Annotated in this window: 28 protein-coding genes; 21 read left to right on the plus strand and 7 right to left on the minus strand. The window is 68.0% G+C overall.

Annotated elements, in window-relative coordinates; all coding sequences use genetic code 11:
- Positions 1–730 precede the first annotated feature (730 nt).
- Positions 731–1,000: a hypothetical protein gene (locus ACV22V_RS09405; RefSeq protein WP_059692200.1), complete on the plus strand. Its 270-nt coding sequence runs from the start codon at positions 731–733 to the stop codon at positions 998–1,000.
- A gap of 92 nt (positions 1,001–1,092) precedes the next feature.
- On the plus strand, positions 1,093–2,577 hold the full coding sequence (locus tag ACV22V_RS09410; RefSeq protein WP_059692133.1) for a carbohydrate porin: 1,485 nt from the start codon (positions 1,093–1,095) through the stop codon (positions 2,575–2,577).
- 91 nt (positions 2,578–2,668) lie between these two features.
- Here the strand turns inward: ACV22V_RS09410 and treA are convergent, their stop codons facing one another.
- Complete coding sequence (gene treA / locus ACV22V_RS09415) at positions 2,669–4,384, minus strand: alpha,alpha-trehalase TreA (RefSeq protein WP_448013641.1); 1,716 nt, start codon at positions 4,382–4,384, stop codon at positions 2,669–2,671.
- Positions 4,385–4,715: 331 nt separating this feature from the next.
- Between treA and ACV22V_RS09420 the strand changes: the two genes are divergently transcribed.
- Positions 4,716–6,104: an MFS transporter gene (locus ACV22V_RS09420; RefSeq protein ID WP_059526783.1), complete on the plus strand. Its 1,389-nt coding sequence runs from the start codon at positions 4,716–4,718 to the stop codon at positions 6,102–6,104.
- 348 nt (positions 6,105–6,452) lie between these two features.
- Positions 6,453–7,664 carry a winged helix-turn-helix domain-containing protein gene (locus ACV22V_RS09425; RefSeq protein WP_448013642.1) on the plus strand — a complete coding sequence of 404 codons (1,212 nt, stop codon included), beginning with the start codon at positions 6,453–6,455 and terminating at the stop codon, positions 7,662–7,664.
- Positions 7,665–7,766: 102 nt separating this feature from the next.
- Here the strand turns inward: ACV22V_RS09425 and ACV22V_RS09430 are convergent, their stop codons facing one another.
- A complete protein-coding gene (locus ACV22V_RS09430; protein ID WP_006751720.1) occupies positions 7,767–7,985 on the minus strand; it encodes a DUF1653 domain-containing protein in 219 nt (72 codons plus the stop codon).
- Between the two features lie 55 nt (positions 7,986–8,040).
- A complete protein-coding gene (locus ACV22V_RS09435) occupies positions 8,041–8,484 on the minus strand; it encodes a GNAT family N-acetyltransferase (protein ID WP_059526789.1) in 444 nt (147 codons plus the stop codon).
- A gap of 152 nt (positions 8,485–8,636) precedes the next feature.
- On the opposite strand from ACV22V_RS09435, the gene ACV22V_RS09440 reads away from it, so the two are divergent.
- Both ACV22V_RS09440 and ACV22V_RS09445 read left to right on the plus strand, forming a co-directional pair.
- Complete coding sequence (locus ACV22V_RS09440) at positions 8,637–8,897, plus strand: type II toxin-antitoxin system Phd/YefM family antitoxin (RefSeq protein WP_059526792.1); 261 nt, start codon at positions 8,637–8,639, stop codon at positions 8,895–8,897.
- A complete protein-coding gene (locus ACV22V_RS09445; protein WP_012366508.1) occupies positions 8,894–9,160 on the plus strand; it encodes a Txe/YoeB family addiction module toxin in 267 nt (88 codons plus the stop codon). Before ACV22V_RS09440 ends, ACV22V_RS09445 begins: the two co-directional genes overlap by 4 nt.
- 30 nt (positions 9,161–9,190) lie before the next feature.
- Here ACV22V_RS09445 and ACV22V_RS09450 read toward each other — a convergent pair whose 3' ends face one another.
- On the minus strand, positions 9,191–9,376 hold the full coding sequence (locus ACV22V_RS09450) for a DUF4087 domain-containing protein (RefSeq protein WP_059526795.1): 186 nt from the start codon (positions 9,374–9,376) through the stop codon (positions 9,191–9,193).
- Between the two features lie 75 nt (positions 9,377–9,451).
- Here ACV22V_RS09450 and ACV22V_RS09455 point away from each other — a divergent pair, with 75 nt between their 5' ends.
- Together ACV22V_RS09455 and ACV22V_RS09460 are read left to right on the plus strand one after the other, a co-directional pair.
- Positions 9,452–10,075, plus strand: coding sequence for an HAD hydrolase-like protein (locus tag ACV22V_RS09455; protein ID WP_448013643.1), 624 nt, complete (start codon positions 9,452–9,454; stop codon positions 10,073–10,075).
- A 370-nt stretch (positions 10,076–10,445) separates the two neighbouring features.
- A complete protein-coding gene (locus ACV22V_RS09460; RefSeq protein ID WP_059526798.1) occupies positions 10,446–11,018 on the plus strand; it encodes a DUF4142 domain-containing protein in 573 nt (190 codons plus the stop codon).
- Between the two features lie 98 nt (positions 11,019–11,116).
- Here the strand turns inward: ACV22V_RS09460 and ACV22V_RS09465 are convergent, their stop codons facing one another.
- A complete protein-coding gene (locus ACV22V_RS09465) occupies positions 11,117–11,722 on the minus strand; it encodes a GNAT family N-acetyltransferase (RefSeq protein ID WP_059692198.1) in 606 nt (201 codons plus the stop codon).
- Between the two features lie 61 nt (positions 11,723–11,783).
- Positions 11,784–12,698 (minus strand): LysR family transcriptional regulator, encoded by a 915-nt coding sequence (locus ACV22V_RS09470; protein ID WP_448013644.1) that lies wholly within the window; start codon positions 12,696–12,698, stop codon positions 11,784–11,786.
- Positions 12,699–12,750: 52 nt separating this feature from the next.
- Here ACV22V_RS09470 and lysA point away from each other — a divergent pair, with 52 nt between their 5' ends.
- From lysA to ACV22V_RS09495, 5 genes are all read left to right on the plus strand, one after another.
- On the plus strand, positions 12,751–14,046 hold the full coding sequence (gene lysA, locus ACV22V_RS09475) for a diaminopimelate decarboxylase (protein WP_257127680.1): 1,296 nt from the start codon (positions 12,751–12,753) through the stop codon (positions 14,044–14,046).
- 357 nt (positions 14,047–14,403) lie between these two features.
- A complete protein-coding gene (locus ACV22V_RS09480) occupies positions 14,404–15,015 on the plus strand; it encodes a ribosome-inactivating family protein (RefSeq protein ID WP_448013645.1) in 612 nt (203 codons plus the stop codon).
- 20 nt (positions 15,016–15,035) lie between these two features.
- Positions 15,036–15,677, plus strand: a complete 642-nt coding sequence (locus tag ACV22V_RS09485; protein WP_448013646.1) for a hypothetical protein — start codon at positions 15,036–15,038, stop codon at positions 15,675–15,677.
- 59 nt (positions 15,678–15,736) lie between these two features.
- Positions 15,737–16,849 carry a hypothetical protein gene (locus ACV22V_RS09490; protein WP_448013647.1) on the plus strand — a complete coding sequence of 371 codons (1,113 nt, stop codon included), beginning with the start codon at positions 15,737–15,739 and terminating at the stop codon, positions 16,847–16,849.
- 1 nt (position 16,850) lies between these two features.
- Positions 16,851–17,903 (plus strand): hypothetical protein, encoded by a 1,053-nt coding sequence (locus tag ACV22V_RS09495; protein ID WP_156443183.1) that lies wholly within the window; start codon positions 16,851–16,853, stop codon positions 17,901–17,903.
- A 58-nt stretch (positions 17,904–17,961) separates the two neighbouring features.
- Here the strand turns inward: ACV22V_RS09495 and ACV22V_RS09500 are convergent, their stop codons facing one another.
- Positions 17,962–18,645: a helix-turn-helix transcriptional regulator gene (locus ACV22V_RS09500; RefSeq protein WP_059526814.1), complete on the minus strand. Its 684-nt coding sequence runs from the start codon at positions 18,643–18,645 to the stop codon at positions 17,962–17,964.
- Positions 18,646–18,928: 283 nt separating this feature from the next.
- Here ACV22V_RS09500 and ACV22V_RS09505 point away from each other — a divergent pair, with 283 nt between their 5' ends.
- The 8 genes from ACV22V_RS09505 to ACV22V_RS09540 all read left to right on the plus strand — a co-directional run bounded on the left by ACV22V_RS09505 (position 18,929) and on the right by ACV22V_RS09540 (position 24,850).
- Positions 18,929–19,621, plus strand: a complete 693-nt coding sequence (locus ACV22V_RS09505; RefSeq protein WP_059526817.1) for a DUF2589 domain-containing protein — start codon at positions 18,929–18,931, stop codon at positions 19,619–19,621.
- 210 nt (positions 19,622–19,831) lie between these two features.
- Positions 19,832–20,512: a DUF2589 domain-containing protein gene (locus ACV22V_RS09510; protein WP_448013648.1), complete on the plus strand. Its 681-nt coding sequence runs from the start codon at positions 19,832–19,834 to the stop codon at positions 20,510–20,512.
- Positions 20,496–20,942, plus strand: a complete 447-nt coding sequence (locus tag ACV22V_RS09515) for a lysozyme (protein WP_059449501.1) — start codon at positions 20,496–20,498, stop codon at positions 20,940–20,942. Before ACV22V_RS09510 ends, ACV22V_RS09515 begins: the two co-directional genes overlap by 17 nt.
- Before the next feature lie 168 nt (positions 20,943–21,110).
- On the plus strand, positions 21,111–22,226 hold the full coding sequence (locus ACV22V_RS09520) for an extracellular catalytic domain type 2 short-chain-length polyhydroxyalkanoate depolymerase (RefSeq protein ID WP_448013649.1): 1,116 nt from the start codon (positions 21,111–21,113) through the stop codon (positions 22,224–22,226).
- Between the two features lie 47 nt (positions 22,227–22,273).
- The gene (locus ACV22V_RS09525) at positions 22,274–22,816 is read left to right on the plus strand and encodes a hypothetical protein (RefSeq protein ID WP_059526824.1); all 543 of its coding nucleotides are present in this window, start codon (positions 22,274–22,276) and stop codon (positions 22,814–22,816) included.
- Complete coding sequence (locus ACV22V_RS09530; protein WP_059699112.1) at positions 22,813–23,433, plus strand: hypothetical protein; 621 nt, start codon at positions 22,813–22,815, stop codon at positions 23,431–23,433. Before ACV22V_RS09525 ends, ACV22V_RS09530 begins: the two co-directional genes overlap by 4 nt.
- 111 nt (positions 23,434–23,544) lie before the next feature.
- Positions 23,545–24,162: a hypothetical protein gene (locus ACV22V_RS09535; RefSeq protein WP_059526829.1), complete on the plus strand. Its 618-nt coding sequence runs from the start codon at positions 23,545–23,547 to the stop codon at positions 24,160–24,162.
- Positions 24,163–24,232: 70 nt separating this feature from the next.
- Positions 24,233–24,850, plus strand: coding sequence for a hypothetical protein (locus tag ACV22V_RS09540; RefSeq protein ID WP_059692123.1), 618 nt, complete (start codon positions 24,233–24,235; stop codon positions 24,848–24,850).
- Positions 24,851–24,858: the final 8 nt, after the last annotated feature.

Below are 24,858 nucleotides of genomic sequence, written 5' to 3' on the forward strand. Positions count from 1 at the left end.
GTGCACGTAGGGAGTTGCTGCGGAATACTGCTGCGCGCACCGTTTGCCTGGATGACAAACGGCGGCTTCGATGAGGCGCGGACGTCGGTCGCTCAGGCGGAAATTTCGTTCGAAGATCGACTACTGCAGGCGTCCAAGGCGGCGGCCCCAAGAGTGAAGATGCCGGATTCTATGGACCGGCCGAAACGGAAGTCAACCCTCTGGCACGCCCTCCGGGGAATATTTTTTCCGTCCCCTACACGCTGAAAGATTCGCGCCCGGAATGACGCGCCGCAACCTTTCAATGCGTCGCACGGCGCGCGCCGCCGATGCGTGCGAGCAACAGTCGCCGCGTGCCGCCGGCGGGCGGTCGCGCAGGGCGTCGGCCGGCTCGCGCGCGGTGCTGCTGCCGGCGCAATACGCGCAACGCCGCTGCTTTTTTACTTGCACCGCAGCAAAGCTCGCGACTACAATCCGCCCCAATTCATCAAGGGAGTCCCTTCGTGGACACATGCTCCAGTTGCAGTTCGATGCCGGTCCAGGCCGGCCAAGCCATCGCGAGATAGCAGCCAGACGCATGTCATTCGCCGCTAGCTCGCATTCGTCGGGTTAGCGCGCTTCCCCCGGTGCCGGCATAGCCGGCCCGTCCGTCGCACGCTCCATTACGTTCCAACCGCCGATCGCAGGTCGCGTCATGCACCCGCGCTCGATCACGTCGTCCGGCATGCGCCGGACCGGACGGAGGGTCGTCATGTTCTTTCAATCGTTCGCGGCCAGACTCAAGCGACTCATCCACGTCGCGTCCGACCGCTCGTTGGTTTCGGCTGTTTCGCCGCTCGTCCACGCGTTCGGCAACTGGCGCGGCAGCGCCCTCGCCCACCTGCCGGAAGCGCCGCGCCCGCTCGACTGCGTGCTGGTCGGTGCGATGGCGGCCGCCATCGCGCTCGTCGCGCTGCTCTGCACGGGCGCGTCGCGCCTCGGCTTCGCGCACGTATGGCGGATCGGGGGCTGGCTGCCATGAACGGCGATGCGGAACGCGCCGCCTGTACCCGCGCCATCGCTTCACGTTTCCATTTCTTCAGTCAAGCTAATCAATCAAACAACGGAGCCCGCATGAAGAATCGCTTCGAATCCGCACCACGTACACCGCGCCTCGATGCGCTCGCCGCGTTGCTGTTGTCGCTCGCCGCCGCGCCCGCGTTCGCGCAATCGTCGTCGCCGGCCGCCGCGGCCGAGCCGGCGCCCGGCGTCAGCGACGCCGCCCCCGCACCGGCCGCCGATGCTGCCGCGCCCGCGCCCACCGGTTTCTGGGAGCGCTCGAACCTGTTCGGCAACATGGGCGGCCTGCGCGACGTGCTCGGCGATCACGGCGTCACGCTGAACCTGCAGGAAACCAGCGAATACCTGTACAACGCCGCGGGCGGCACGCAGCGCGGCGGCGCCTATCAGGGCCTCACGCAATTCGGCTTCAACGTCGATACGGAAAAGGCGGTCGGGCTGCCGGGCGGCACGTTCAACGTGTCGGCGCTGCAGATCCACGGCACCAACCTCACGCAGCGCTATTTGCAGACGCTGCAGACCGCGACCGGCATCGAGGCGAATTCGACCACGCGGCTGTGGGAGCTCTGGTACCAGCAGGCGTTCCTCGCCGGCAAGGCCGACGTGCGGGTCGGCCAGCAGAGCGTCGACCAGGAATTCATGGTGAGCCAGTACGCGGCGACGTTCATGAACGCGACGTTCGGCTGGCCCGTGCTGCCGTCGACCGACCTGCCGTCCGGCGGCCCCGCGTATCCGCTGTCGTCGCTCGGCGTGCGGCTGCGCGTGAAGCCGGCCGACGCGTGGACCGCGATGGTCGGCGTGTTCGACGGCAACCCGGCCGGCCGCAGCGACGGCGACGCGCAGGTGCTGAACGCGCACGGCACCAACTTCAATCTGCGCAGCGGCGCATTCGTGATCGGCGAACTCCAGTACGCGCTGAACGCGCCGTCGGCCGACCCGAAGGCACCGCAACCGGCCGGCCTGCCGGGCACGTACAAGCTCGGCTTCTGGTATCAGTCGCAGCACACGAACGATCCGCGCCTCGGCACCGACGGGTTGTCGCTCGCGAATCCGGCCAGCAACGGCATCCCCGCCACGCATCGCGGCAACTACGGTTTCTATGCGGTCGCGGATCAGATGGTGTGGCGGCCGTCGGCGGACAGCCCGCGTTCGGTCGGCGTGTTCGCGCGCGTGATGGGCGCGCCAGGCGATCGCAACGTCGTCGATTTCGCGGCGAATGCGGGGGTGACGCTCAAGGCGCCGTTCAAGGGCCGCGACGACGATACGGCCGGCATCGCGATCGGCTACGCGAAGATCGGCTCGCATGCCCGTGCGCTCGACGGCGACACCGGCACGTATACGACGCCCGGCTATCCGGTGCGTCGCGCGGAAACGGTGATCGAGGCGACCTATCAGTACCAGGTCGCGCCGTGGTGGCAACTGCAGGCCGACGTGCAACACTTCTTCCGGCCGGGCGGCGGCATCCCGAACCCGAACGCGGCCGGCGCGCGCATCGGCGACGAAACGGTGGTCGGCGTGCGCACGACGATCACGTTCTGACACCCGCGCATGCGACACGGGCCGGACTGCCGCGCGCGCGGCGATCCGGCCCGTGTCCGTTTACGCGCCTGCATGCAACGCATGCGGCCCGTCACTCGCCATACAGCCCGAGCAGTTTCAGCGTGACGCCGTTGGTCCAGCCGAAGCCGTCCTGCAGCGGATATTCGCCGCCACCGCCACCGCCCGCGCCGGCCCCTTCGACCACGTACTTCTCGACGAGCTTGCCTTCGGTCGCATACACATGCTTCACGTCGGCCAGGAAGCGCGTGCCGATGTCCTTCGCGAGCGCCGGTTCGCCGTAGCGGCGCAGCCCGTCGATCGCGATCCACTGCAGCGGCGCCCAACCGTTCGGCGCGTCCCATTGCTGGCTGGTGTTCTCGGTCGTCGTCGCAAGGCCGCCCGGTTGCAGCAGCGTCTTGCGCACCTCGCGCGCGGTCGACTTCGCGCGTTCGGGCCACGCGACGCCCGCGAACAGCGGATACAGCGCGGCGGCCGTCACGCCGTCGCGCGGCTTGCGCAACTGCCAGTCGTAGTCGCCGTAATAGCCGCGGCGATTCCACAGATAGTGGTTGATCGCCGCCGCGCGCCGCGCCGCCCGTCCGGAAAAATCCGCCACGCACGCGATGTCGCGCGTGACCGCGCAGCCCTTCACGATCGTCGTCTCGAGATGGAACATCAGGCTGTTCAGGTCGACCGGCACGATCGACGTCGTGCGGATCGTCGCGAGCGTCTTGCCGTCGCCGAACCAGCGCGAGCTGTAGTCCCAGCCGCTTTCGGCGCCCGCGCGCAGGTCGCGGTACACCTCGTTCGCGGGACGATTCGGCACCGCCTTCGCAGTCGTCACGTCCTCGAGATACGACTCGTCGCGCGGCGTGTCGCTCGCGTCCCAGTAGCGGTTCAGCACCGCGCCGTCCGGCATCGCGACCACGTTGCGCGCCGCCTGCCCGCGCGGCGTCGTGGTTTCGCCCTGCATCCAGTACGCATGCTCCTTGCGCAGCGCCGGCAGGTATTTCTGGTAGACCTTGTCGCCTTCGGCCTGCGCGGCGAGCGTGACCATGTAGGCGAAGAACGGCGGCTGCGAGCGGCTCGCGTAATACGTGCGGTTGCCGTTCGGGATGTGGCCGATCGTGTCGATCAGATACGCGAAGTTGTCGAGCATGTCGTCGACGAGATCCTCGCGCCCCGACACCTGCAGCCCGAGCATCGTGAAATAGGTATCCCAGTAGTAGCCTTCGCGGAAGCGGCCGCCCGGCACCACGTACGGCTTCGGCATCGCGATCAGCGAGCTGTACGGCGGCACCGTCGTGCTGGTGCGCGTGAGCTGCGGCCACAGCCAGTCGATGTGCTGGCGCAGCGTCTGGTTCGCGGGCGGCGTGACCCCGCCTTCCGGCGGCGGCGTGAAGTGCTGGTCGACGAACGCCTTCAGCGAGAAGCCCGGCTGCGACTTCTGTTGCTGATACAACTGTACGATCGTCGCCGGATCGGTGTTGGGCGTCGCGTCGACGAAGGTCTTCTGGTCGGGATAGATTTGCGCCGTCTGCACCGCGACGAACAGGTCGCCGTAGAGCTGGCTCGGTGGCGGCAGCAGCGTGCCCGAAGCCGGGCTCGCGAGCGTCGCCGTGGCGGGCGCGGCGGACTGGCTGCCCGCCTGCATCGCGGCCTGATTTGCGCTGTCGGCCTGCGCCGCGCAACCGGCGACGGCGAGGTAAGCGACGGCGAGGACGGCGGCCCAGCGCGGACGCGGCGCGGGAACGGACGGATGCGAGGCAGGATGCGATGCGGTCGATGCGGCACGACGTGGCGTCATGACGTGTCCCCTCCTTTCGATGACGAATGGTTCGGCAGGGGTCTCGTTCGCGCGTGCGCTCGTCTCGATGGCCGTCGATCGATGCGCGTCGTTGTATTACGCAGATGAGTTCCGACTGTCGCACGAAACGCGCATCGCACGCAAGTTTCGCGGCGGCCACCGCGGGCGCGCGTCATGTGTCATGTCACGAATCGCATCCGGCATCGCAGTCGTCCCTTCTTTCACACGCTGTAACAGGAACGACTGTTGCAACATGCGGAACGACCGTTGTCTCGCGTGACGCAACGACCACATTGTGGGCATAATGGCGCCTTTACCGCGCGCCCTGCCCATGTCGCCCGTCTTTCTAGCACCGCTCATCGTTGCCTGTGCGTTGTTCATGGAAAGCGTCGACGCGAACATCATCGTCACCGCACTGCCCGCGATGGCGAGGGACTTCGGGCACAATCCCGTCACACTGAACATTGCGATCACGTCCTACGTGGTCGGCCTCGGCGTATTCATCCCGATCTGCGGATGGCTTGCCGACCGCTTCAGCGCGCGCTCCGTCTTCCGCACCGCGATCGGCATCTTCGTCGCCGGCTCGCTGATGTGCGCGGCCTCCAACTCGCTCGGCGTGCTGACGTTCGCGCGCTTCGTGCAGGGCGTCGGCGGCGCGATGATGGTGCCGGTCGGCCGGATCATCATCTTCCGCGCGGTGCCGCGCTCCGATCTCGTGCGCGCGATGAACTACCTCGCGATTCCCGCGCTGTTCGGGCCGACGCTCGGGCCACTCGTCGGCGGCTTCATCACGACCTACCTGCACTGGCGGATGATCTTCTTCATCAACGTGCCGATCGGCATCTACGGGATCTACCTCGCGAGCAAGCACATCGCGAACACGCACGAGGCCGATCCCGGCCCGCTCGACTGGTTCGGATTCCTGCTGTCGGCGAGCGGCGCCGCGCTGCTGCTGATGGGCCTCACGCTGATCGACGGCTCGCTCACGTCGCGCGGCAACGCGCTCCTGATGTGCGCGGCCGGCGCGGCAATGCTCGCGCTCTACGTGCCGTACGCGCGCCGCAAGACGCGTCCGGTGCTCGACCTCAGTTTCCTGAAGATCCCGACCTACCACGCGAGCGTGGTCGGCGGGTCGCTGTTCCGCATCGGCCTCGGCGCGGTGCCGTTCCTGCTGCCGCTCGCGCTCCAGGAGGGCCTCGGGATGAGCGCGTTCCACTCCGGGCTGATCACCTGCGCATCCGCGCTCGGCGGCGCGGTGAGCCGCTCGACGGCCACCCATACGCTGCGCCGCTTCGGCTTTCGCACGGTGCTGATCTACAACGCCGCGTTCGCCGGGCTCGCGATCGCCGCCTACGGCGTGTTCCATCCGGGCATGGCGACCTGGGCGATCTGGACGATCGTGCTGGTCGGCGGCATCTTCCCCGCGCTGCAGTTCACGAGCCTGAATTCGATGATCTACGCGGATATTTCGCAGGCCGATGCAGGCCGCGCGACGAGCCTCGGCAGTGTCGTGCAGCAGATGTCGCTCGGGCTCGGCGTGACGGTCGCCGGCCTGGTGCTGCACGTGTCGCACTGGCTGCAGGGGCATCAGACGATGGTGTGGTCGGATTTCTGGCCCGCGTTCGTCGTGGTCGGGCTGTGTTCGTTCGCGTCGATTCCGATCACGCGACGGCTGCCGCCTGGCGCCGGCGATGAAGTCGCGCGCGGCAAGCGGCAATGAACGTGCTGGCTGGAGAGGGAAAGGCAGGCGGCGGAAGAGCCGGAAAACAAAAAAAATCAGCGGACATCCACACGGGGCCGGTGCACAGCCGCATGGATGTCCGCTCAGGGCTCCGGGTCTCTCGTTGGGGGTTGAGAATCCCGGATCTGCTTCCTGCGTGCCATGGACATATGTGCGTCGGAAGCCGAATCGTTGCGCGCACATTTCGTCGCGCCATGACTGCACTATAGGGAAAGTCGCGCCGCGCATCTGTCAACCATTGTCAGACGCGTTGCATGCATGCATCGCACACGTGCGCCGCTTTCGCGCTAAAGTGGTGCCCGACCGCCACCCTCAGCCGCCGTTCCGATGCTTACGCTCTCGCCCGCCGCCGCCCGCGCGCTGCATCTCGCCGCGCAGGGCCTGCTGACCCCGCCCCGCCGCAAAGCCACCAAGGCCGACGTGCTCGACACGATCCGCCGGATGACGCAGTTGCAGATCGATACCATTCACGTCGTCGCGCGCAGCCCGTATCTCGTGCTGTTCAGCCGCCTCGGCGACTTCGCCCCGCAGTGGCTCGACGAACATCTCGCCGAGGCGCGCCTGTTCGAATACTGGTCGCACGAGGCGTGCTTCCTGCCGATCGAGCAATTCGGGCTGATGCGCTACAAGATGCTCGATCCGTCGGGAATGGGCTGGAAATACGCGGCCGAATGGCACGAGCAGAATCGCGCGGACATCGACCGCATGCTCGCGCGGATTCGCGACGAAGGGCCGGTGCGGTCGGCGGATTTCATTCGCGAAGACGGCGCGAAGGGCAACGGATGGTGGGACCGCAAGCCCGAGAAAAAGCACCTGGAGGTGCTGTTCACGACCGGCGACCTGATGGTGTCGGAACGCCGCAACTTTCAGCGGATCTACGACGTACGCGAGCGCGTGCTGCCCGACTGGGACGATGCGCGCGACCTGCCGCCGCGCGACGCGGTGCTGCCCGCGCTGCTCGACTACACGTGCCGCGCGCTCGGCGTCGTGCGCGCGGACTGGGTGGCCGATTACTACCGGCTGCCGCGCCGTTCGTACCGCGCGGAGCTCGAGCGGCTCGCGGAGGCGGGCGAGCTGATTCCGGTGGAGATCGCGGACTGGAAGGAGCCCGCCTACGTGCATCGCTCGCTCGAGGCGCTGCTGCCGGCCGCCGCGGACGATACGCTGCGCTCGACCGTCACGACGCTGCTGTCGCCGTTCGATCCGGTGGTGTGGGACCGGCGGCGCGCGTCGACGCTATTCGGGTTCGACTACACGATCGAGTGCTATACGCCCGCGCACAAGCGGCGCTACGGCTATTTCTGCCTGCCGGTGCTGCATCGCGGCCGGCTGATCGGGCGCGTCGACGCGAAAGCGCATCGCGCGCTCGGCACGTTCGAATTGAAGGCGGTGCATGTCGAGCCGGGCGTGCGGTTCGGCACGGGGCTCGCGGCCGACGTCGCGAAGGCCGTGAAACGGCTGGCGGCGTGGCATGGCACGCCGGAGGTGACGGTCGCGCACGCGCCGCCCGAATTGTCGAAGGCGCTGGCCGGCGCGTAACGCCGGCGGAACGGCGACGCGCGACGCGCGACGGGCAACGGCGACGCGCGTGCCGCCTGCGATTGCACGGCGGCACGCCCGTCTCCTGCCACCTGTCACGACTCAGTCGCGCAGCTTGCGAAAGCGCGGGGTGCCGTCCGGCAGGTTCTCGTTGAACATCGCTTCCGGCCGCACCCACAGGCCGCGCGCATGCGGCCACAGATGCTCGTACACCACCACCGATTCCTCGGTTTCGGAATGACGGGCGACGCCGATGTAGCGATACAGCCCGCCCTTGTAGTGACGATGCGTGGCGAGTTGTTCGGCTTCCTGTTCGGTCATGATCTGCTTCCCTTCGGCAAAAACGAAAGCGCGTATTGTATGCGCTCGCCGCGCGTCAACGTTTCGCGTAGATGTCGGGGCGGCGAATCTCCATCAGCCGCTCGGGATTCGCGGACGGCCCGAAGCCGACCGGCCGGTACAGTTCATGCGCGTCGGTCGTCACGAGCATGATGCGGCGCAGGCTCCGCACCATCGGCTGCGCGAATACGTGGTCGATCAGCGCGCGGCCATAGCCGTTGCCGCGGTCGGCCGGCAAGACGAAGACGTCGCACAGGTACGCGAACGTCGCGTGATCAGTCACGAGCCGCGCGAACCCGACGAGCCGGTCGTCCACATACGCGCCGAAGCACAGCGAGCCGTCGATCGCGCGCTCGACGACATCGCGCGGAATCCCCTGCGACCAGTACGCATCGCGATGCAGGAAATCGAAGATCGCGTCGATGTCGAGTTCGCGCTTGTCGGTGGAAAATCTCAGCGTGGCGGGAGTGGCTGCGGGCACGTCGGCTCTCCGGTCAGGGCGGGGGCGGAGCAGCAACGATAGCGCGGTGCGGGGTGGGCGACAAGCGACGCCGAGCCGACATGTACAACAATCCGTACAGAAAATGCGCCCATGTTATACTTGTACAATTTCAAGTACAAGTTGAGAAAATCATGCGCACCATTCACTTTTCGGATGCCCGCGGCAATCTGAAGACGGTCATCGATCAGGTTGTCGACGACGCTGACGTGACGCTCATCACTCGTCGCGACGCGCCGAACGCAGTCATCATGTCGCAGGAATACTACGACAGCCTGATGGAGACAGTTCATCTGCTCCGCTCCCCGGCCAACGTCGCTCATCTCGAACGCTCGATCGCGCAACTGCGCAAGGGCAAGACGAAAGAGCACAAGCTGGCGGGGGACGATGAATGAGCGTACGCCGCGTGCTCTTTACTTCCGACGCATGGGACGACTACGTTTATTGGCAAGGGCAGGACCGCAAGACACTCAAGCGCATCAACCAGCTCATTCGCGAAGCCCAACGGACGCCGTTCGAAGGCATCGGCAAACCTGAGCCGCTGAAGGCCAATCTGTCCGGGTTCTGGTCGCGCCGCATCGACGATACGAACCGTCTGGTCTATGAAGCGGACGATCTTCAGATCAGCATCGTGTCCTGCCGCTACCATTACGCGTAGTGCCAATCCCGCCTCCGTCCCCGCCGCCGCTTATGAAGCCGGCAACGCCCGATCGGTCTTGCAGCGCTTCAACGGGAGCGGCCGGGCCACCACGATCCGCGTCACCTCGCGGGTGCGCGGGTCGATTTCCAGGTCAAGGCATGCGCAGCCGTAACCGTGCATCCCCTCGTTGGTGACGACCCAGCCGCGCGACACCCCCGGCGTCTGCTCGACCATCCCGCCTCGCCCCGGGCACATCCGGCTCGATTCGGTGATATCGTCACCGGCTCAATGAACTCGCCGCATCGCTTCATGCCCTATCGACTCATCGCGTTCGACTTCGACGGCACGCTCGCCGATTCGCTCGACTGCTTTCTCGCGGCGCTGACGGAAGCGTCGCGCATGCACGGCTTTCGCGACGCGACGCCCGAACTGCGTCCGGCGCTGCGCGGCATGTCGGCGCGCGAGATCATCCGCGCGCTCGAGGTGCCGATGTGGAAAGTGCCGCGCGTGACGCTCGACATGCGCCGGCTGATGCGGCCGCGCATCGCGCACGTGAAGCTGTTTCCCGGCGTCGACACGACCTTCGACGCGCTCGCCGCGCGCGGCATCCGCATCGCGATCGCGACGTCGAACAGCGAGGACATCGTGCGCGACCGGCTCGGCCCGCATGCGAGCCGATGCGTCGATACGTTCGCGTGCGGCATTCCGCTGTTCGGCAAGGCACGCCGGCTGCGCGCGCTCGTGCGCGAAACGGGCATGCAGCCCGACGACGTGCTGTATGTCGGCGACGAAATCCGCGACGCCGACGCGGCACGCCGCGCGCGGATCGCCTTCCAGGGCGTCGCATGGGGTTACACGGCCGCCGATGCGTTGCAGGCGCATTGCGCGACGCCGTTGCTGCCGCATCTCGCCGCATTGCTCGATCGCGTGTGAGGACGCAGCGCGAATCGCGCGTTCGATTCGACGTATCTCGTCGCGAAATAATCGACGCGTTTCGTGCGCAAGACGATGAAACGCCGATGACACGCGCACGCAAAAATTGCCGCCACGATGCGCGCGACAGGTACGCCCTACCTGCCCGCTCGCGCCCGCATCGATTCGTCTTACCAACCGTTACACAAACCACAGCGCGGTTGCACCTGCTACCCGAGCGCTCTCCTAGAATCAGTCGGGCCGGGAAACACTTCGAACGCCGCCGCGGCAGAGCGGCCATCGAATCCGGCCCGGGCGCGCCCGGTCTCTCGCACAGCTGCGGATCATCCGATCCGCCCGTTAATCAGAGCCCCGATAGAAAGGAGGTCCCATGAACCGCTTTCCCCACATCTCGCGCCTTGCATTGTCTGCCGCTGGCCTGCTTCTCGTCGCCGTGACGGCGACCGCGCAAACCGCGCAACCGGCGCCGTCCGCACCGGCCGCCGCCACGCAAACGCGCATCCACGAAGCCGACCAGGCTTTCATCACCGACGGCACGAAGACCGTGTCGACACAGCACGACGCCGCGCGCATCGCCAATTCGCGCACGTCGGACAGCCAGGTGAAGGCGTTCGCGCAGCGCGTGTCGACCGACGACGAGAAGATCATCCAGGCGATGCGCGCGGCCAGCCCGCGCGGCGTCGACGTGCCGGCCAACGATCCCGACACGGCCGTGCTGGACAGCATCAAGAACCTGCGCGGCGCGGAATTCGACAAGGCATACATCGAGCAGGTCGCGCTCGCCGGCCAGCAAAAGACGATCTCGGCATTCCAGGCTGAAATCGCTTCGGGCCGCGACACGAAGCTGAAGGAAGTCGCACGTCAGGCGCTGCCGATCCTGCAGGCGCACTACGCGGACGCGCAGAAGCTTGCGCAGCGTCACCACCTCGCATCGGCGCAGTAACGCGATGCCCCGCCGCGCATCGCGCGCGGCGCCCCGCTTCCCCCTCGTCGCGTCGCCGCCCCCTCCGGCGGCGCGACGCCAGCGGCACCCGGTTCGCGTCAAGTCGCGAGCTTCGCCCGCAACCGCTCGCGCACGTCCGGCCATTCGTCGTCGATGATGCTGAAGCGCACCGAATTGCGCTTGCGGCCGTCGGGCATGATCCGCTCGTGTCGCACGATCCCTTCCTGCTTCGCGCCGAGCCGCAGAATCGCCGCGCGTGACTTCTCGTTCAGTTCGTCGGTCGTGAACTGCACGCGCACGCAGTGCAGCGTGTCGAACGCGTACGAGAGCAGCAGCCATTTCGCCTCGGTATTCGCGCGCGTGCGCTGCGCCGATTCGCTCAGCCACGTATGACCGATCTCGAGCTTGCGATTCTTGCGGTCGATCTTCCAGAAACGCGTGCTGCCGATCGCGCGGCCCGACGCCCGATCGACGATCACGAACGGCATCACGGTGCCGGCCGCGCGACCTTGCAGCGCCGTGTCGATATAGGCGTCGACCGTGTCCTCGCCCGGCACGACCGTGACCTTCAGATTCCACAACCGGCCGTCCGCCGCCGCATCGAGCAACGCCTGCCGGTCGGATGCCTCGAGCGGCCGCAGTACGATGCGCTCGCCGGCGAGCGTCGGTTGTTCGAGTTCGAGGGAAGAGGAAGCGTCGGTCATGACGGGTTGCGTTTCCATGAAGATGACGCGGAGGCTGACCCAGCGCGCAGCGAAACGCCCATCATACGGGCAGCGCGGCGAGCCGTTGGCGAATCGCGTGCGCTTCGCCGCGCAGCGAATCGGCGAATGCGTCGACGAGCAGGCTCTTCGGCCGATGCTCGGGCACGATCACGCTGACGCGATACGGAAACGAGCGCGTGAGCGGCCGCACGTGCAGGTCGCGCCCGACGAAATCGAGCGCGGTCAGCGGGTTGACGATCGCGGCGCCGAGCCCCTGCCGCACGAACGCGCACACCGACACGGCCGACGGCGTCTCGACGACGGAACGCGGCGCGACGCCGAGCTGCGCGAACGCCTCGTCGATCAGGATCCGGTACGGGTCGTTCAGCGACAGGCTCACGAACGGGCGATCGGCGAGATCCACGAGATCGATCGCGCGCTGCGCGAGCAGCGGATGGCCGTCGGGCAGCACGCATACCTCGTCGACTTCGAGCAACGGCGTGAGGACCGTGCCGGCCGGCGCGATGTCGTGTTCGGTCAGCCCGAGATCGTAGCGCTGCGCGGTCAGCCACTCCTCGAGCACCGGCGACTCCTGCGTCGCGACCGACACGCTGACGCCCGCATGCGCGTCATGGAAACGCCGGCAGGCGCCGGGCAGGATCGCGTGCGAAAACGCCGGCAGCGCGATCACCGACAACTGCCCGTCGCGAAACTCGCGCAGCCGCGCGGCCGTCGCCGCGACGCGCTCGAGCCCCACATACGCGAGCCGCACGTCGTCGAACAGCGTGAGCGCGGCCATCGTCGGCCGCAGCCGCCCGTGCGAGCGCTCGAACAGCGCGAAACCGATCACCTGCTCCATGCGCGCGAGCTCGCGGCTGATCGTCGGCTGCGACGTATAGAGCATCTCGGCCGCGCGCGTCGTGCTGCCGGTGACCATCAGCGCGCGGAAGACCTCGATGTGCCGATGTGTGAGCATGATCTTCTATATCAGAAATGAATCGAATCTTGATAAACAGGCATTTTACTGTATAGCCGTTCAGGCGCATCATTCACGCTATCCGTTCAATCGATCCGATTCTTCCGCCATGTCCCTCGATTCCCGCCAGCTCGCGGCGCTCGCGCAGCAATACGGCACCCCGCTGTGGGTGTACGACGCCGACGTCATCCGCGATCGCATCGCCCAACTGCGCCAGTTCGACGTGATCCGCTATGCGCAGAAGGCGAACTCGAACCTGCATATCCTGAAGTTGATGCGCGACGAAGGCGCGTGCGTCGACGCCGTGTCGCTCGGCGAGATCGAGCGCAGCCTCGCGGCCGGATTCAGTCCGGCAGGCGAACCGGAAGGCGTCGTATTCACGGCCGACCTGATCGACCGCCCGACGCTCGCGGCCGTGCTGAAGCACGGCGTGACCGTGAACGCCGGCTCGCTCGACATGCTCGCGCGCGTCGGCGAGCATGCGCCCGGCCATCGCGTATGGCTGCGCGTGAATCCCGGCTTCGGCCACGGCCACAGCAACAAGACCAACACCGGCGGCCCGCAAAGCAAGCACGGCATCTGGATCGACGACGTGCCGCGCGCGATCGAGATCGTGCGCCAGTACGGGCTGAAGCTGGTCGGCATCCACATGCATATCGGCTCGGGCGTCGACTACGGCCATCTGTCGCAGGTGTGCGACGCGATGGTCGACCTCGTCACGTCGCTCGGCCACGACATCGAAGCGATCTCCGCCGGCGGCGGGCTGTCGATTCCGTATCGCGACGGCGAGCCGCGCGTCGACGTGGGCCACTACTTCAGCCAGTGGGACGCCGCGCGCAAGCGGATCGAACGGCATCTCGGCCACGCGGTGCGCATCGAGATCGAACCGGGCCGCTTTCTCGTCGCGGAAGCCGGCACGCTCGTCACCGAAGTGCAGGCCGTGAACCGCCGGCCGAAGCACGACTTCGTGCTGATCGACGCGGGTTTCAACGACCTGATGCGTCCGTCGATGTACGGCAGCTATCACGCGGTGTCCGTGCACGCGCACGACGGCGCGCTGCCCGCCGGCCGGCCGCTCGTCGACATCGCGATCGCAGGGCCGCTGTGCGAGTCCGGCGACGTGTTCACGCAGGACGCGGGCGGTGTGGTCACGCACCGCAAGCTTCCGCAGCCGCAGATCGGCGACCTGCTGTTTCTGCACGACGCGGGCGCATACGGCGCATCGATGTCCTCGAACTACAACAGCCGGCCGCTCGCGCCGGAAGTGCTCGTCGATCGCGGCACGCCGCGGCTGATCCGCCGCCGGCAGACGATCGACGAACTGCTTGCGCTCGAAACGTTCGAGTAACACGCGCATTCGCGCCGCGTTCGACGAACCGGACGCCAACGGCCAGGCTTGCCGCGACCGGCATGCCTGGCCGTTTTGTTTTTCGGCGCGCTGCGCTCATGCTGTCCGGCAACGCACGAAGCGCGCCGCCGACGTTGCCGATCTTCCACACGCAGTCGCCTCGCCCCTTCGTCGCCTGCGTCGACCCGATCCGACACCCGCTTCCCGGGTGTTCGGTCACGCGCCGAACCATGACTTCCGCCGCATTGTTCGCCCGCCGCGCGCCGCGCACAGTGGCCGCACGGCAGCGCATTCGCTTCGACCCGCGCGCCGTCTCGACGGCCGAGCGACGCCGGGTCATCGACAGGAGCGAACATCGTGCGACTTCGACTCACCACCGGCAGTGACTATCAGGACGACCTCACGGCGCTGCGCGACGCGATCCGCCAGAACGGCACGCGCGTGACGCGGCAAGCCGTCGACGTCGTGATCGGCGACGACACCGGCGCGCCGCGCGTGTCGCTGCTGCTGAACCTCGCGTGGCAAGCCGCGAAGAACGGGCCCGCCGTCGACGCGTCGCTGTACACGCTCGGCTTCGTCAGCCAGGGCGGCACCCCCTTCGTGTTCGACATCCGGCCGTTTCCGGGCGGCACGCCGGCCGGTGCGGCAACGCTCGGCGGCGACGGTTCGTACGGCTGGCTCGGCTACGCGACCGACCCATTGCCGACGATCAATCCGAGCAACCTTCATCAGGCCGTGTGGACGCTGTCGAAGCTCAAGCCGGCGGACGCGTCGAAACCCGCACCGTTCAAGCCCGATCTCACACGGCTCGTGATCGCGTTGTCCGAGGCGCTGCGCTTCGCGCGCACCGAGCATGCGATCGCCGGCCTGCTCGACGGCACGCTCGCGACCTATGCGCCGAACGACGATCGCACGGCCTGCTTCAACAATTGGGCGGCGAAGGGTTTCCCGCTCGGCGACCCGTCCTGATGCAGACGAAGGAGCCATTCATGTCTGGACTCGACTTCAACACGTCGCTGCGCTGGGAAACGTTCGTACTGGGCCTGATCGCGAATGCCGGCGATACGCCACGCGCGGGCAAGCAGCAGACCGGCTGCGCCCTGCCGATGTACGTGATTCCGTTCGGCCGGCTCGACGCGCCGCCCGAGTTGCGGGCACTGATATCCGAGATCGCGACGTCCGCACGCGTCGTCGATCGCGGTCCGCCCGGGCGCCATATCGGCGGCGACGTGCTCGGCGCGATGCGGCAGATCCACCAGAACGTGCCCCGCTATCTGCCGACCTTCACGTACGGCACGCAGACGGACCCGTTCGACGGCCTCACCGAACGCGCGAAGCTGTACGAACGCTATGCACGCGCGTTCAAGGCGAATTCGAACGGTCGCGGCGGCGGCACGCAAACGACCGGCTACGTCGAATACACGGCGGGCACGAACGCACTGTTTCGCGGCGGCAATCGCGCGCGCATCGCGTTCGACTACGTGTTCGGCCGCCTGTACTTCTCGCCGATCCATTACGAAACCTGGGTGCCCGGCACGCTCGACCCGGGCCCCGGACAAACCGTCGCCAAGGTCGTCGACGGGCCGTACGCGAACCCGTGGTTCTGGATCACCGACATCACGTCCGTGTGAAGCCAAGGCGACGCGGCCTGAAGCGCTGCACCGCCGTCATCGAGGAAGAGGAATCCATCATGAAACAAGCAGTCCGAATCGTTTCCGTGCGCCACGCGTGCGACTCCAAGCCCTTGCGCGCGCCCGACGAAGCACTCGACGCGTATGCTGCACGCGTGCAGCGGGTCGCGCTCAATCACCTGAGCGGTGCGCTGTCGAGCGCGTTCGAAGCCGTCCGCCGCGACGTGAAAGATGACGATGCGCGCTGCGTCACGTTCGTCACCGCGCCCGAGTTCTACTGGAACGTGCCGTGGGACGCGCTGCACGACGTCGACGAACTCCATGCGCTGGTCGACCTGCAGCTCGACCCCGTACGGCGCGCGATCGGCGCCATCGCCGAACGCTTTCCGGTGCATCAGTACGGGCCGATCGTGTTCCTGCCCGGCACCGTCGCGATGCTCGTCAAACACGAGACGGCGGCCGACGTGCCCGATGACGGCCCGCTCGTCGGGCCGTACGTGTCGCTGAATTTCACGTTCGCGACGACCAATTTCCTGCCGCCGCTCGCGCTCGACGAAGACGGTGACGGCGATGACGACGCATCGCGCCGCGCGGCGATCTGGCCGAAGCGGCACACGTCGTGGATCGACTACGGCGAATCGGTCGACGCGCTCGACACGCCGTTCACCCATACGTTTCGGCTCGGCGACGGCACGCTGGTGGAGGTGCTGAAGACGAGCGACGTATCGCCGCAAAGCGCAACGGCCGAGGCGCCGCCGTCGTCGCCGTACCAGGGGCCGCGCCTGTCGGACAGCTTCGACAACCGGCTCGGCGACGCGCCGCCGTTCGGCATCGACATCTGCCTCGACTTCCTGAAATGGCGCCAGCATCCGGGCAACGACGTCAAGCCGCCGCATCTCGACGACGGCGCGCTCGTGCTCGACTTCGTGCTGTCGTACGGCGTGAATCCGACCGATCGCGCGTTCGACGTGCCCGACTCGCTGCAATACATCGCTCACAACGACGGGCGCCGCCGCAAGGAGGTCGTCGTGTTCGCGGTCGACCGCGCGCGGACACACTGGCAGCGCGTCGCCGAAGCGCCGTGCGTGCGCCACCTGTCGAGCGCGGACCGCGAACGCGTCGCGATCCACGCGTTCGACGTGGACGTGCCGGACGCGGACGGCGCACCGTGACATGGGCGCCCCGCGCTTCGGACGCTGGCGCGCGCGGCCGGCGATGCCGGAGCCGACACGCGCACCGGACGATCTTGCCGCGCAGCTGTGCGACGAATGCGAGGCGATGGCGCGCTATGCGCTCCATCACGGGCTGCCGATCGAGCCCGAACTCGTCGCGCGGCTGGCGGCGCTGATCGCGGCCGCCGGCTCGGCCGCCCCGTCGGCCGGCGCATCGCCCGCCACGCCGCTGACGCCCGCGCAGCAGCAGGCGCTCACGGCGATCCACCGCAAGCTCGCGACGCTCGTCGCGCCCGCGACGCCGCAGGCCGTCACGTTGCTCGACATGCACCGGCGCCAGGCGCATCCGTTCGCGTGGCTGGGCCCGGTGCCACTGATCCGGCTGCTGACCGGCTCCGCGCTCGGCTTCCTGCTCGCGGTCGTGCTGACGAGCCTGTCGCCGCACGTGTCGGGCGAGAACATCGAGCGTGGCTTCCTGCAATCCAACGGCATGCAGCTGCTGTGGAACACGACGTTCCTGCTGTGCTGCGCGGGGCTCGGCGCGTCGTTCGCCACGCTGTTCCAGGCACACCACTACGTCGCCGCGTCGACCTACGATCCGAAATATGACGCATCGTACGGCGCGCGGCTGATTCTCGGCGTGATCGCCGGCCTGATCATCGTCCAGATGCTGCCGGCGCAGCTGTTCGCACAGGGCAGCATGCACAACTTCGGACGGCCGGCGCTCGCGATGCTCGGCGGCTTCTCGGCGACGGCCGTGCATCGCGTGCTGCAAAGGCTCGTCGAAACGCTCGAGACGCTGGTGCAGGGCGACCGCTCGACCGACGTCGGCGCGGCGCTCGCCGCGAATCGCGCGCGCGCCGCCAGCGAACGCGCGCAGTGGCAGGGCGAACTGGCGGCCAACCTGCTCGATCTGCAGCAATCGCTCGACGGCGCGGCGTCCGCCGAGGTCGTGCGCGCGCGCCTCGCCGAATTCACGCGCGCGATGCTCGCGGCCCACCCCGCGCCGTCGGCCGCGGACGATCCGCTTCCGCCCGACGCGCCCCGGCAGTAGCGCGACGCGGCGCTGGCGCGCCGTTCGCGGCGCCGCGCGCAGCCGGCCGTCGCCCGCATCACCCCGGCGAACTGCAAACGGGCGCGAACGCGAATGCCGCCGGCTCGGACGGCACGTGGCGCGCGAGCCACAATGCGGCCTCGGTCCGGTTGCTCACGCCGATCTGGCGGAACAGCGCATACAGATGGTTCTTGATCGTGCCCTCCGCGACATTCAGTACACGGCAGATCTGCTTGTTCGACTTGCCTTCGGCCAGCAGCCGCAGCACCTCGCGCTGGCGCGGCGTCAGACGCTCGAATGCGCGATCGTCCCCGGCCGGTGCGCCGCCCGGGCGCGCCTGCGTCGCGCCGCCGTCGTTCGGCGGCACGTAGATCGCGCCGGCCGCGACCCGGCCGAGCGCATCCGCGAACTCGTCGGCGCTCGCGTGCCGGTCGATGATGCCGGCCGCCCCCGCCAGCAGCGCATCGGCAATCGTGCGGCGGCACACGACGGCCACCACGCACAGCCACGGCGCGCCGGCGAACGTCTCGTTCAGCACGCTCGGCCAGCTCGGCCGCGCGGCCTGCTCGCCGCATTCGATCGTGATCGCCTCGACCGTCCCGGGCAGCAACGCGTCGCGCAAGCGCAAGACGTCCTCGGGACGGCGGGCCGACCATACGTGCCAGTCGACATCGCGTTTACACAGTACGTCCGCCACGCCCGCGACGAATAACGGCGGGCTATCGATCATCAGAACGTTCATTGCGCGGTTTCCTCGAAATCGGGATGCTCGGTTTAGGTTTTTTTGCTTCCCTACCCGGCGTTTTTTTTACCGCTGTTTTACCCGCCGCGCACTAGGCCCGTCGCTCCGTGACGAATGGCCTAATTCATCCACGCCCCACCCCGCCGCGCATACCGATGCCCGCCGCGGGCCGGCCAGGGCCGCCGGACGTGACGGACGTCATATTTTGTAAACGTCTTCAATTTCCTAACGTGAATAAAGACAACGAATTTCCGTTGTCTTCAACACGAAGAGGAGTTTATTCATGGACGCGAATTTCATCGGCTCAGTGATTAACGCTTTACCCATGGACCAAATGATCGCCGGCCCGTTAAAGGCGATGATCAGCGCGCAGACGCAGGCCGCGAAGAGCTACGCGGATTTCCTGATGCAGGTCTGCATCCAGGGCGGCAAGGCCGTGGCCGTCCAGTTCGACTACGACGAGACGCTGGTGGACGAAAGCGGCGTGTCGAAGGGCGTCGTGCAGAAGACGATGCGCATCCCGCTGCTCGCGGCGATCGTCCATCCGATCATCGCGATCGAGGAAGGCACGATCGACTTCGAGATGGAGATCACGCAATCGGAGAAGTCGTCGTCGTCGACCGAGGCCGGCGGCGAATTCCAGGCGAAGTTCGGCTGGGGGCCGATCAGCGTCAGCGTGTCCGGGCGCGTGTCGCACAAGGCGGAGCAGACGCGCAGCACCGACACGCGCGCGAAATATTCGATCCATACGCAGGTGAAGCGCCAGTCGCCGCCCGAAGCGCTGATGCGCGTGATCGACTTCCTGACCGAAGCCGCGACCAAGCCGGTCGTCACGGAAGGCAACGCGAAGGCCGTGAAGCCGCTGCCGGCGACGCCGACCGACGGCAAGCTGGTCGGCGATGCGTCGGGCGCGGGCGGTAGCGCGGCCGCGCCTGCCGGCGCCGGTGCGGATGCCCAGCAGCCGGCGCACGCGTAAGCGCGCGGGCCGGCCATGTTCAGGCTCTTCAGACGGTCTCGCCGCGCGGGCGGCGGGCGGGACGACGGAGATACGCGTCCGGGCGGCCGCACCGCCCGAGCGGAACCGGACGGGCCGGTCCCGCCGCCGGCCGATCCGGCGGCCGGCACTGCCGGGACGGTCGCGGGCACCGCTGCGCCGGCCGCGGTAACCGCCGATCCGGCGCGCCACGTGCCGCCCGACGTCTCCGGCTCGCCGGCCGGGGCCGCGCCAGGCGCGCACGACGCACCGGGCGCCGTGCCCGGCGCGTCCGCCGGCGGCGTGCCCCCCGCTCCGCCGGCCCCACCGGCGCCGCCCGGCACGCCTGCCGACGACGAGCGCCCGCCGCCACGCGGCATCGCGCTCGACGAAATCGCGCGCGGGATGCAGCACGCGGCGGCCGCCGCGAACCAACTGCTCGCGCACCAGTACACGGCCGTGCTCGACCAGTTCTTCGACCTGCGCGACGACGGCCTGCTCGCGCCACGCGAGGTCACGGTCGCGCTCGACGCGGAGCACTCGATGCCGGTGCCGCTCGTCGCGCTCGCCACGCCGCGCGGGCTCGCGCTCGACCGGATGATCGTGCACCTGACCGTGCGCGGCGACTTCACCGAGGCGTTGCCGGCCGGCGGCGTCGCGGGCGGCGACGATCAGCGCAGCCGTTTCTACGTGACGTTCGCGCCGCCCTCCGGGAAGAAAGACGCACAGGGCAACGCGCGGCAGCGCGACACCGAGCACATCGACATCGAAATGCAGTTCGCGGCGCTGCCGCCGCCCGAAGCGATCATGCGCGTGATCGACGAATACACGCATCGCCTGGTGCCGCGCGCACGGCCGGGCAGCAAGGAGAACGACGATGGCGAACCAGCCTGAACACACCGGTGAGCAAGGCATCGCGCTGATCAAGCAGTTCGAGGGGCTGCGGCTCGCGCGCTACCTCGACGCGGTCGGCAAGCCGACGATCGGCTACGGGCACCTGATCCTGCCGAACGAGCGCTTCACGCGACCGCTCACGCCGGCCGAAGCCGAGGCGCTGTTGCGGCGCGACCTGCGCGGCGCCGAGCTGAACCTGCGCAAGCTGCTGCGCGTGCCGGTCACGCAGCAGCAGTTCGATGCGCTGATGTCGTTCGTCTTCAATCTCGGCGCGGGACGGCTGCGCTCGTCCACGCTGCTGCGCTACCTGAACGCCGGCGCGAGCGCGCGCGCGGCCGATCAGTTCCTCGTCTGGAACAAGGCCGGCGGCAAGCCGCTCGCGGGGCTCACGAAGCGCCGCCGGGCCGAGCGCGCGCTGTTTCTGTCGTGAGCGACGGGACACCGCACCGGCCGAACGTCACGGGTCGCCGCGCATGTCGTTCGCGCCATTTCGCCTGTCGTCGGCTGCCCGTAAGCTGAAACCGTCGCTGAAATCTTGCCGCATCCGTTCCAGCCGTTCGTCATTCACGTTCGTTACTCGTCACGACAGGAGCCCCGCATGAAGATCACTCGCTCGCCCGGCCGCACGACGTCGCCCCATTTCACCGTTTCGCGCACGCTGCGACGCGTGCTCGGCGCCGCATGCGTCGCCGTCGCCGCCGTGGCGACGGTCGCGCCGCACGCCGCCGCCGCCCCCGCCGATCCGCTGCCCGCATATGGCGCCGACCTCTCGCGCACGTCGGTGTCGGGGCTGTCGTCCGGCGGCTTCATGGCCGCGCAGTTCGACGTCGCGTTCTCGAGCCGGCTGATCGGCGCGGGCATCGTCGCGGGCGGCCCGTTCTACTGCGCGGGCGTGAACGCGCTGATCCCGCCGGCGGTGGCCGCGACCACGCTGTGCATGCAGCCGATCGGCCCCGCGCCATCCGCGGCCGATGCCTGGCGCGCCGCGCGCATGTTCGCGCAGCGCGGCGAGATCGACGATCCGGCCGCGCTGCGCGCTCAGCGCATCTACGTGTTCAGCGGCGCGAAGGATACGGTGGTGTCGACGCGCGTCGTCGACCAGACCGCGCGCTTCTACACGCTCGCACAGGTCCCGGCCGCGAACATTCAGTACCGCGAATCGCCGGACGCCGGCCATGCGTTCATCACGAACCGCCCCGAAGACAACGCATGCAGTGCGAACGCGAGCCCGTATATCGACAACTGCGGCTTCGAGCAAGCGCACGACATCGTGCGCTGGATCTACGGCACCCCCGACAAGCCGCTCAATCCGCCGGCCGCCCAGGCAGGCGGCAAGCTGCTGAAGTTCGATCAGCGCGCGTTCGATCCGCGGCGCGGCGCGTCGCTCGGCGACACGGGTTATGCATACGTGCCGGCCGACTGCGAGCGCACGGCCTGCGCGGTGCACGTGGTGTTCCACGGCTGCGTGCAGAACGTCGCGGCCGTCGGCGAGAAGATGATTCGCGGCGTCGGCTACAACGAGATCGCCGACACGAACCGGCTGATCGTGCTCTATCCGCAGGTCGAGAAATCGGCCGTCAATCCGCTCGGCTGCTGGGATTTCTGGGGCTATACGAGCACCGATCCGCTCAATCCCGGCTTCTACCGCCGCGACGCGCCGCAGATGGCCGCCGTGATGCGGATGGTGCAGCGCCTCGGCGCCGCGCGTCAGTAATCCGCGTACCGGCAGCCGTCACCGCCCCTTCATCACGAGGAATCGCCATGTTCTCCACGTTCATCGCCCAATGGGAACGCGCGCACGCCGACGCGCTTCAGCTGTTCGGCAAGGTCGCAGCGCAGACGACCGGCGCCGGCGGCACGTCCGGCGGCCCCGCGTGGCGCGCGTTCGCGCACACCGCGCTGCTCGCCGGCCACCGTTACTCCGACGCCTGCCAGGCCGCGATCGACGCGTCGTGGCGCAGCCAGCTCGAACGGTTCGCGCCCGGCAGCTCGGCCGCCGCGGTCAAGGAGCTGGCGGCGCTGAACGCCGATCTCGCGACGCGCTTCACGCAGAGCCACCTGCAGCATGCGGGCGCGATGGCCGACGCGGCCGCGCAATACCTCGACGATCTCGCCCGCACGCGCGGCCCCGCCGATGCCGCGATGGCGCTCGGCCGCTTCGCGGGCGACCTGCAGGCCCAGGCGCGCGCCCATGCGCTGCACGTCGCGTCGCTCGCGAACGGCGTCGCGCCCGCGCTTGCGCAGTGGGCCGACCGCACGCTGCGCGACGATCGCGGCACGTCCGATCAGGAGCAAACGTCATGAACATCAAGCTCCGCTTCGTCAACCGCTCGAACGACTGCGGCAACAGCGAAGTCGTGCTGTTCCAGCGCGACGTGATCCCCGATCTCGACGCATTTGCGATCGCGTGGAAGGTGATCCGCTATTGCGGGCGCGACTGCTTCCATCCGTTCGACTACTCGACCGACATCGACGTCGCGCTCGGCGACGAGCACGGCAACTTCTCGCCGCGCGTCGCGGCGCCCGCCGGCGTGCGCTTCGTGGTCGACGCGCAGCCGACCGGACGCGGCCGGCTCGTGCCCGACCCGGCCGACGCGCCGGGCGGCGACATCGAGGTCGTCAACCGGTTGCCGCGCGGCGCCGTGAACGTCAACGCGTTCAGCGCGGGCCGGCTGATCGCGGTGAAGGAAGCGGTCGCGCCCGGGCAGAAGGCCGTGTTCCGCTTCACGCCGACGCTCTGGATCGGCGTGGCGTCGCAGATACAGGAAAGCCGCGCGCTGCACGCGGCGGTGATGTCGAGCGCGAACACGCTTCTGCCGCTGGCGGGCGTCGCGGCGGCGGACATCGTGATGACGGGCGGCGGCACCGGCACCGACGCGCAGCCGTTTGCGTTCGCGCTCGAACACATCGTGCGCGCGTAGCGCCGCCCGACACGGCTTGAACCGGCTTGACGGCACGGCTTCGCGGCCGGGCCGGCGGGAAAGGTGTGCGGCAGACCGACTGCCGTTTTTTCAAACTCAAGGAGCAACGACGTGGATATCCAACTGAACCTGATCAACCGCTCGAACGACGCGAACAACTCGAGCGTCGTGATCTTCCAGAAGAACGTGGCGACCGACTTCGACGAACTCGCGATCGCGTGGAAGGTGATCCGCAATTGCGGCCAGGGCGACAACCATCCGTTCAAGTTCCCGATGACGATGAGCGTGAGCGCGAGCGACAGCTGGGGCAACTACATGCCGCAGCAGGTCGCCGCGAACGGCCAGGTGTTCCAGGTCGTGCGCTCCAGCTCGGGCGACGTGCTGCAGCTCGGCGGCGACCCGGGCGCGAGCTCCGAGGTGCAGGTGCGCAACGACCTGCCGGCCGGCGCGATCAACGCGACGATCTACAAGGACGGCAGCGCGCTCGCGCGCAAGACGTCCGTCGCGCCGGGCCAGAAGGCCGTGTTCCAGTTCAAGCCGACGATCTGGATCGGCGTCGCGTCGCAGATCGAACAGGGCGCGCTGATGAATTCCGCGGTGATCTCCGACATCAACACGGAACTGTCGCTGCTCGGCATCGCGAGCGCCGACATCGTGATGACCGGCGGCGGCCCCGGCCCGCGCTCGATGCCGTTCACGTTCCGGCTGGAAAACGTGGTGATGGCGTAACGGTCCGTGCGCCGGCGACGCACGGCCGGCGCCCCTTCAATCAGTTCTCCAAATCGAATCAAGGTGACTCATGGACATCAATCTCAACTTCGTCAACCTGTCGAACGACGTCAACAACAGCCAGATCGTAATCTTCCAGAAGAACGTGTCGACGGACTTCGACGAGCTCGCGATCGCGTGGAAGGTGATCACCAACTGCGGGCGCGGCGACAACCACCCGTTCGTGTTCCCGATGCTGACGACCGTCTCCGCGAGCGATGCCGACGGCAACTACATGCCGCAGAAGCGCGCGGACAACGGACAGGTTTTCACCGTGTCGCGCGCGACGTCGGGCAACGTGCTGGCGCTGGCCGGCCCGGCGCCGACGTCGCGCGAGATCCAGCTGCGCAACGACCTGAGCCAGGGGGCGATCACCGCGTCGGTCTTCAAGGACAACCGGCTGCTCGCGCACAAGACGGGCATCGTGCCGGGGCAGAAAGCGGTGTTCGAGTTCAAGCCGACGCTGTGGATCGGCACGGCATCGCAGATCGAACAGGGCGCGGTGATGAACTCGGCCGTGCTGTCCGACATCAACACCGAACTGTCGCTGCTGGGGATCAAGAGCGCCGACATCGTGATGACGGGCGGCGGCGGCGGCACCACCGCGACCGCGTATCAGTTCCGGCTCGCGAACGTCGTGATGGGATAAGCCGCAAG

The sequence above is a fragment of the Burkholderia sp. AW33-5 genome, assembly GCF_053427615.1.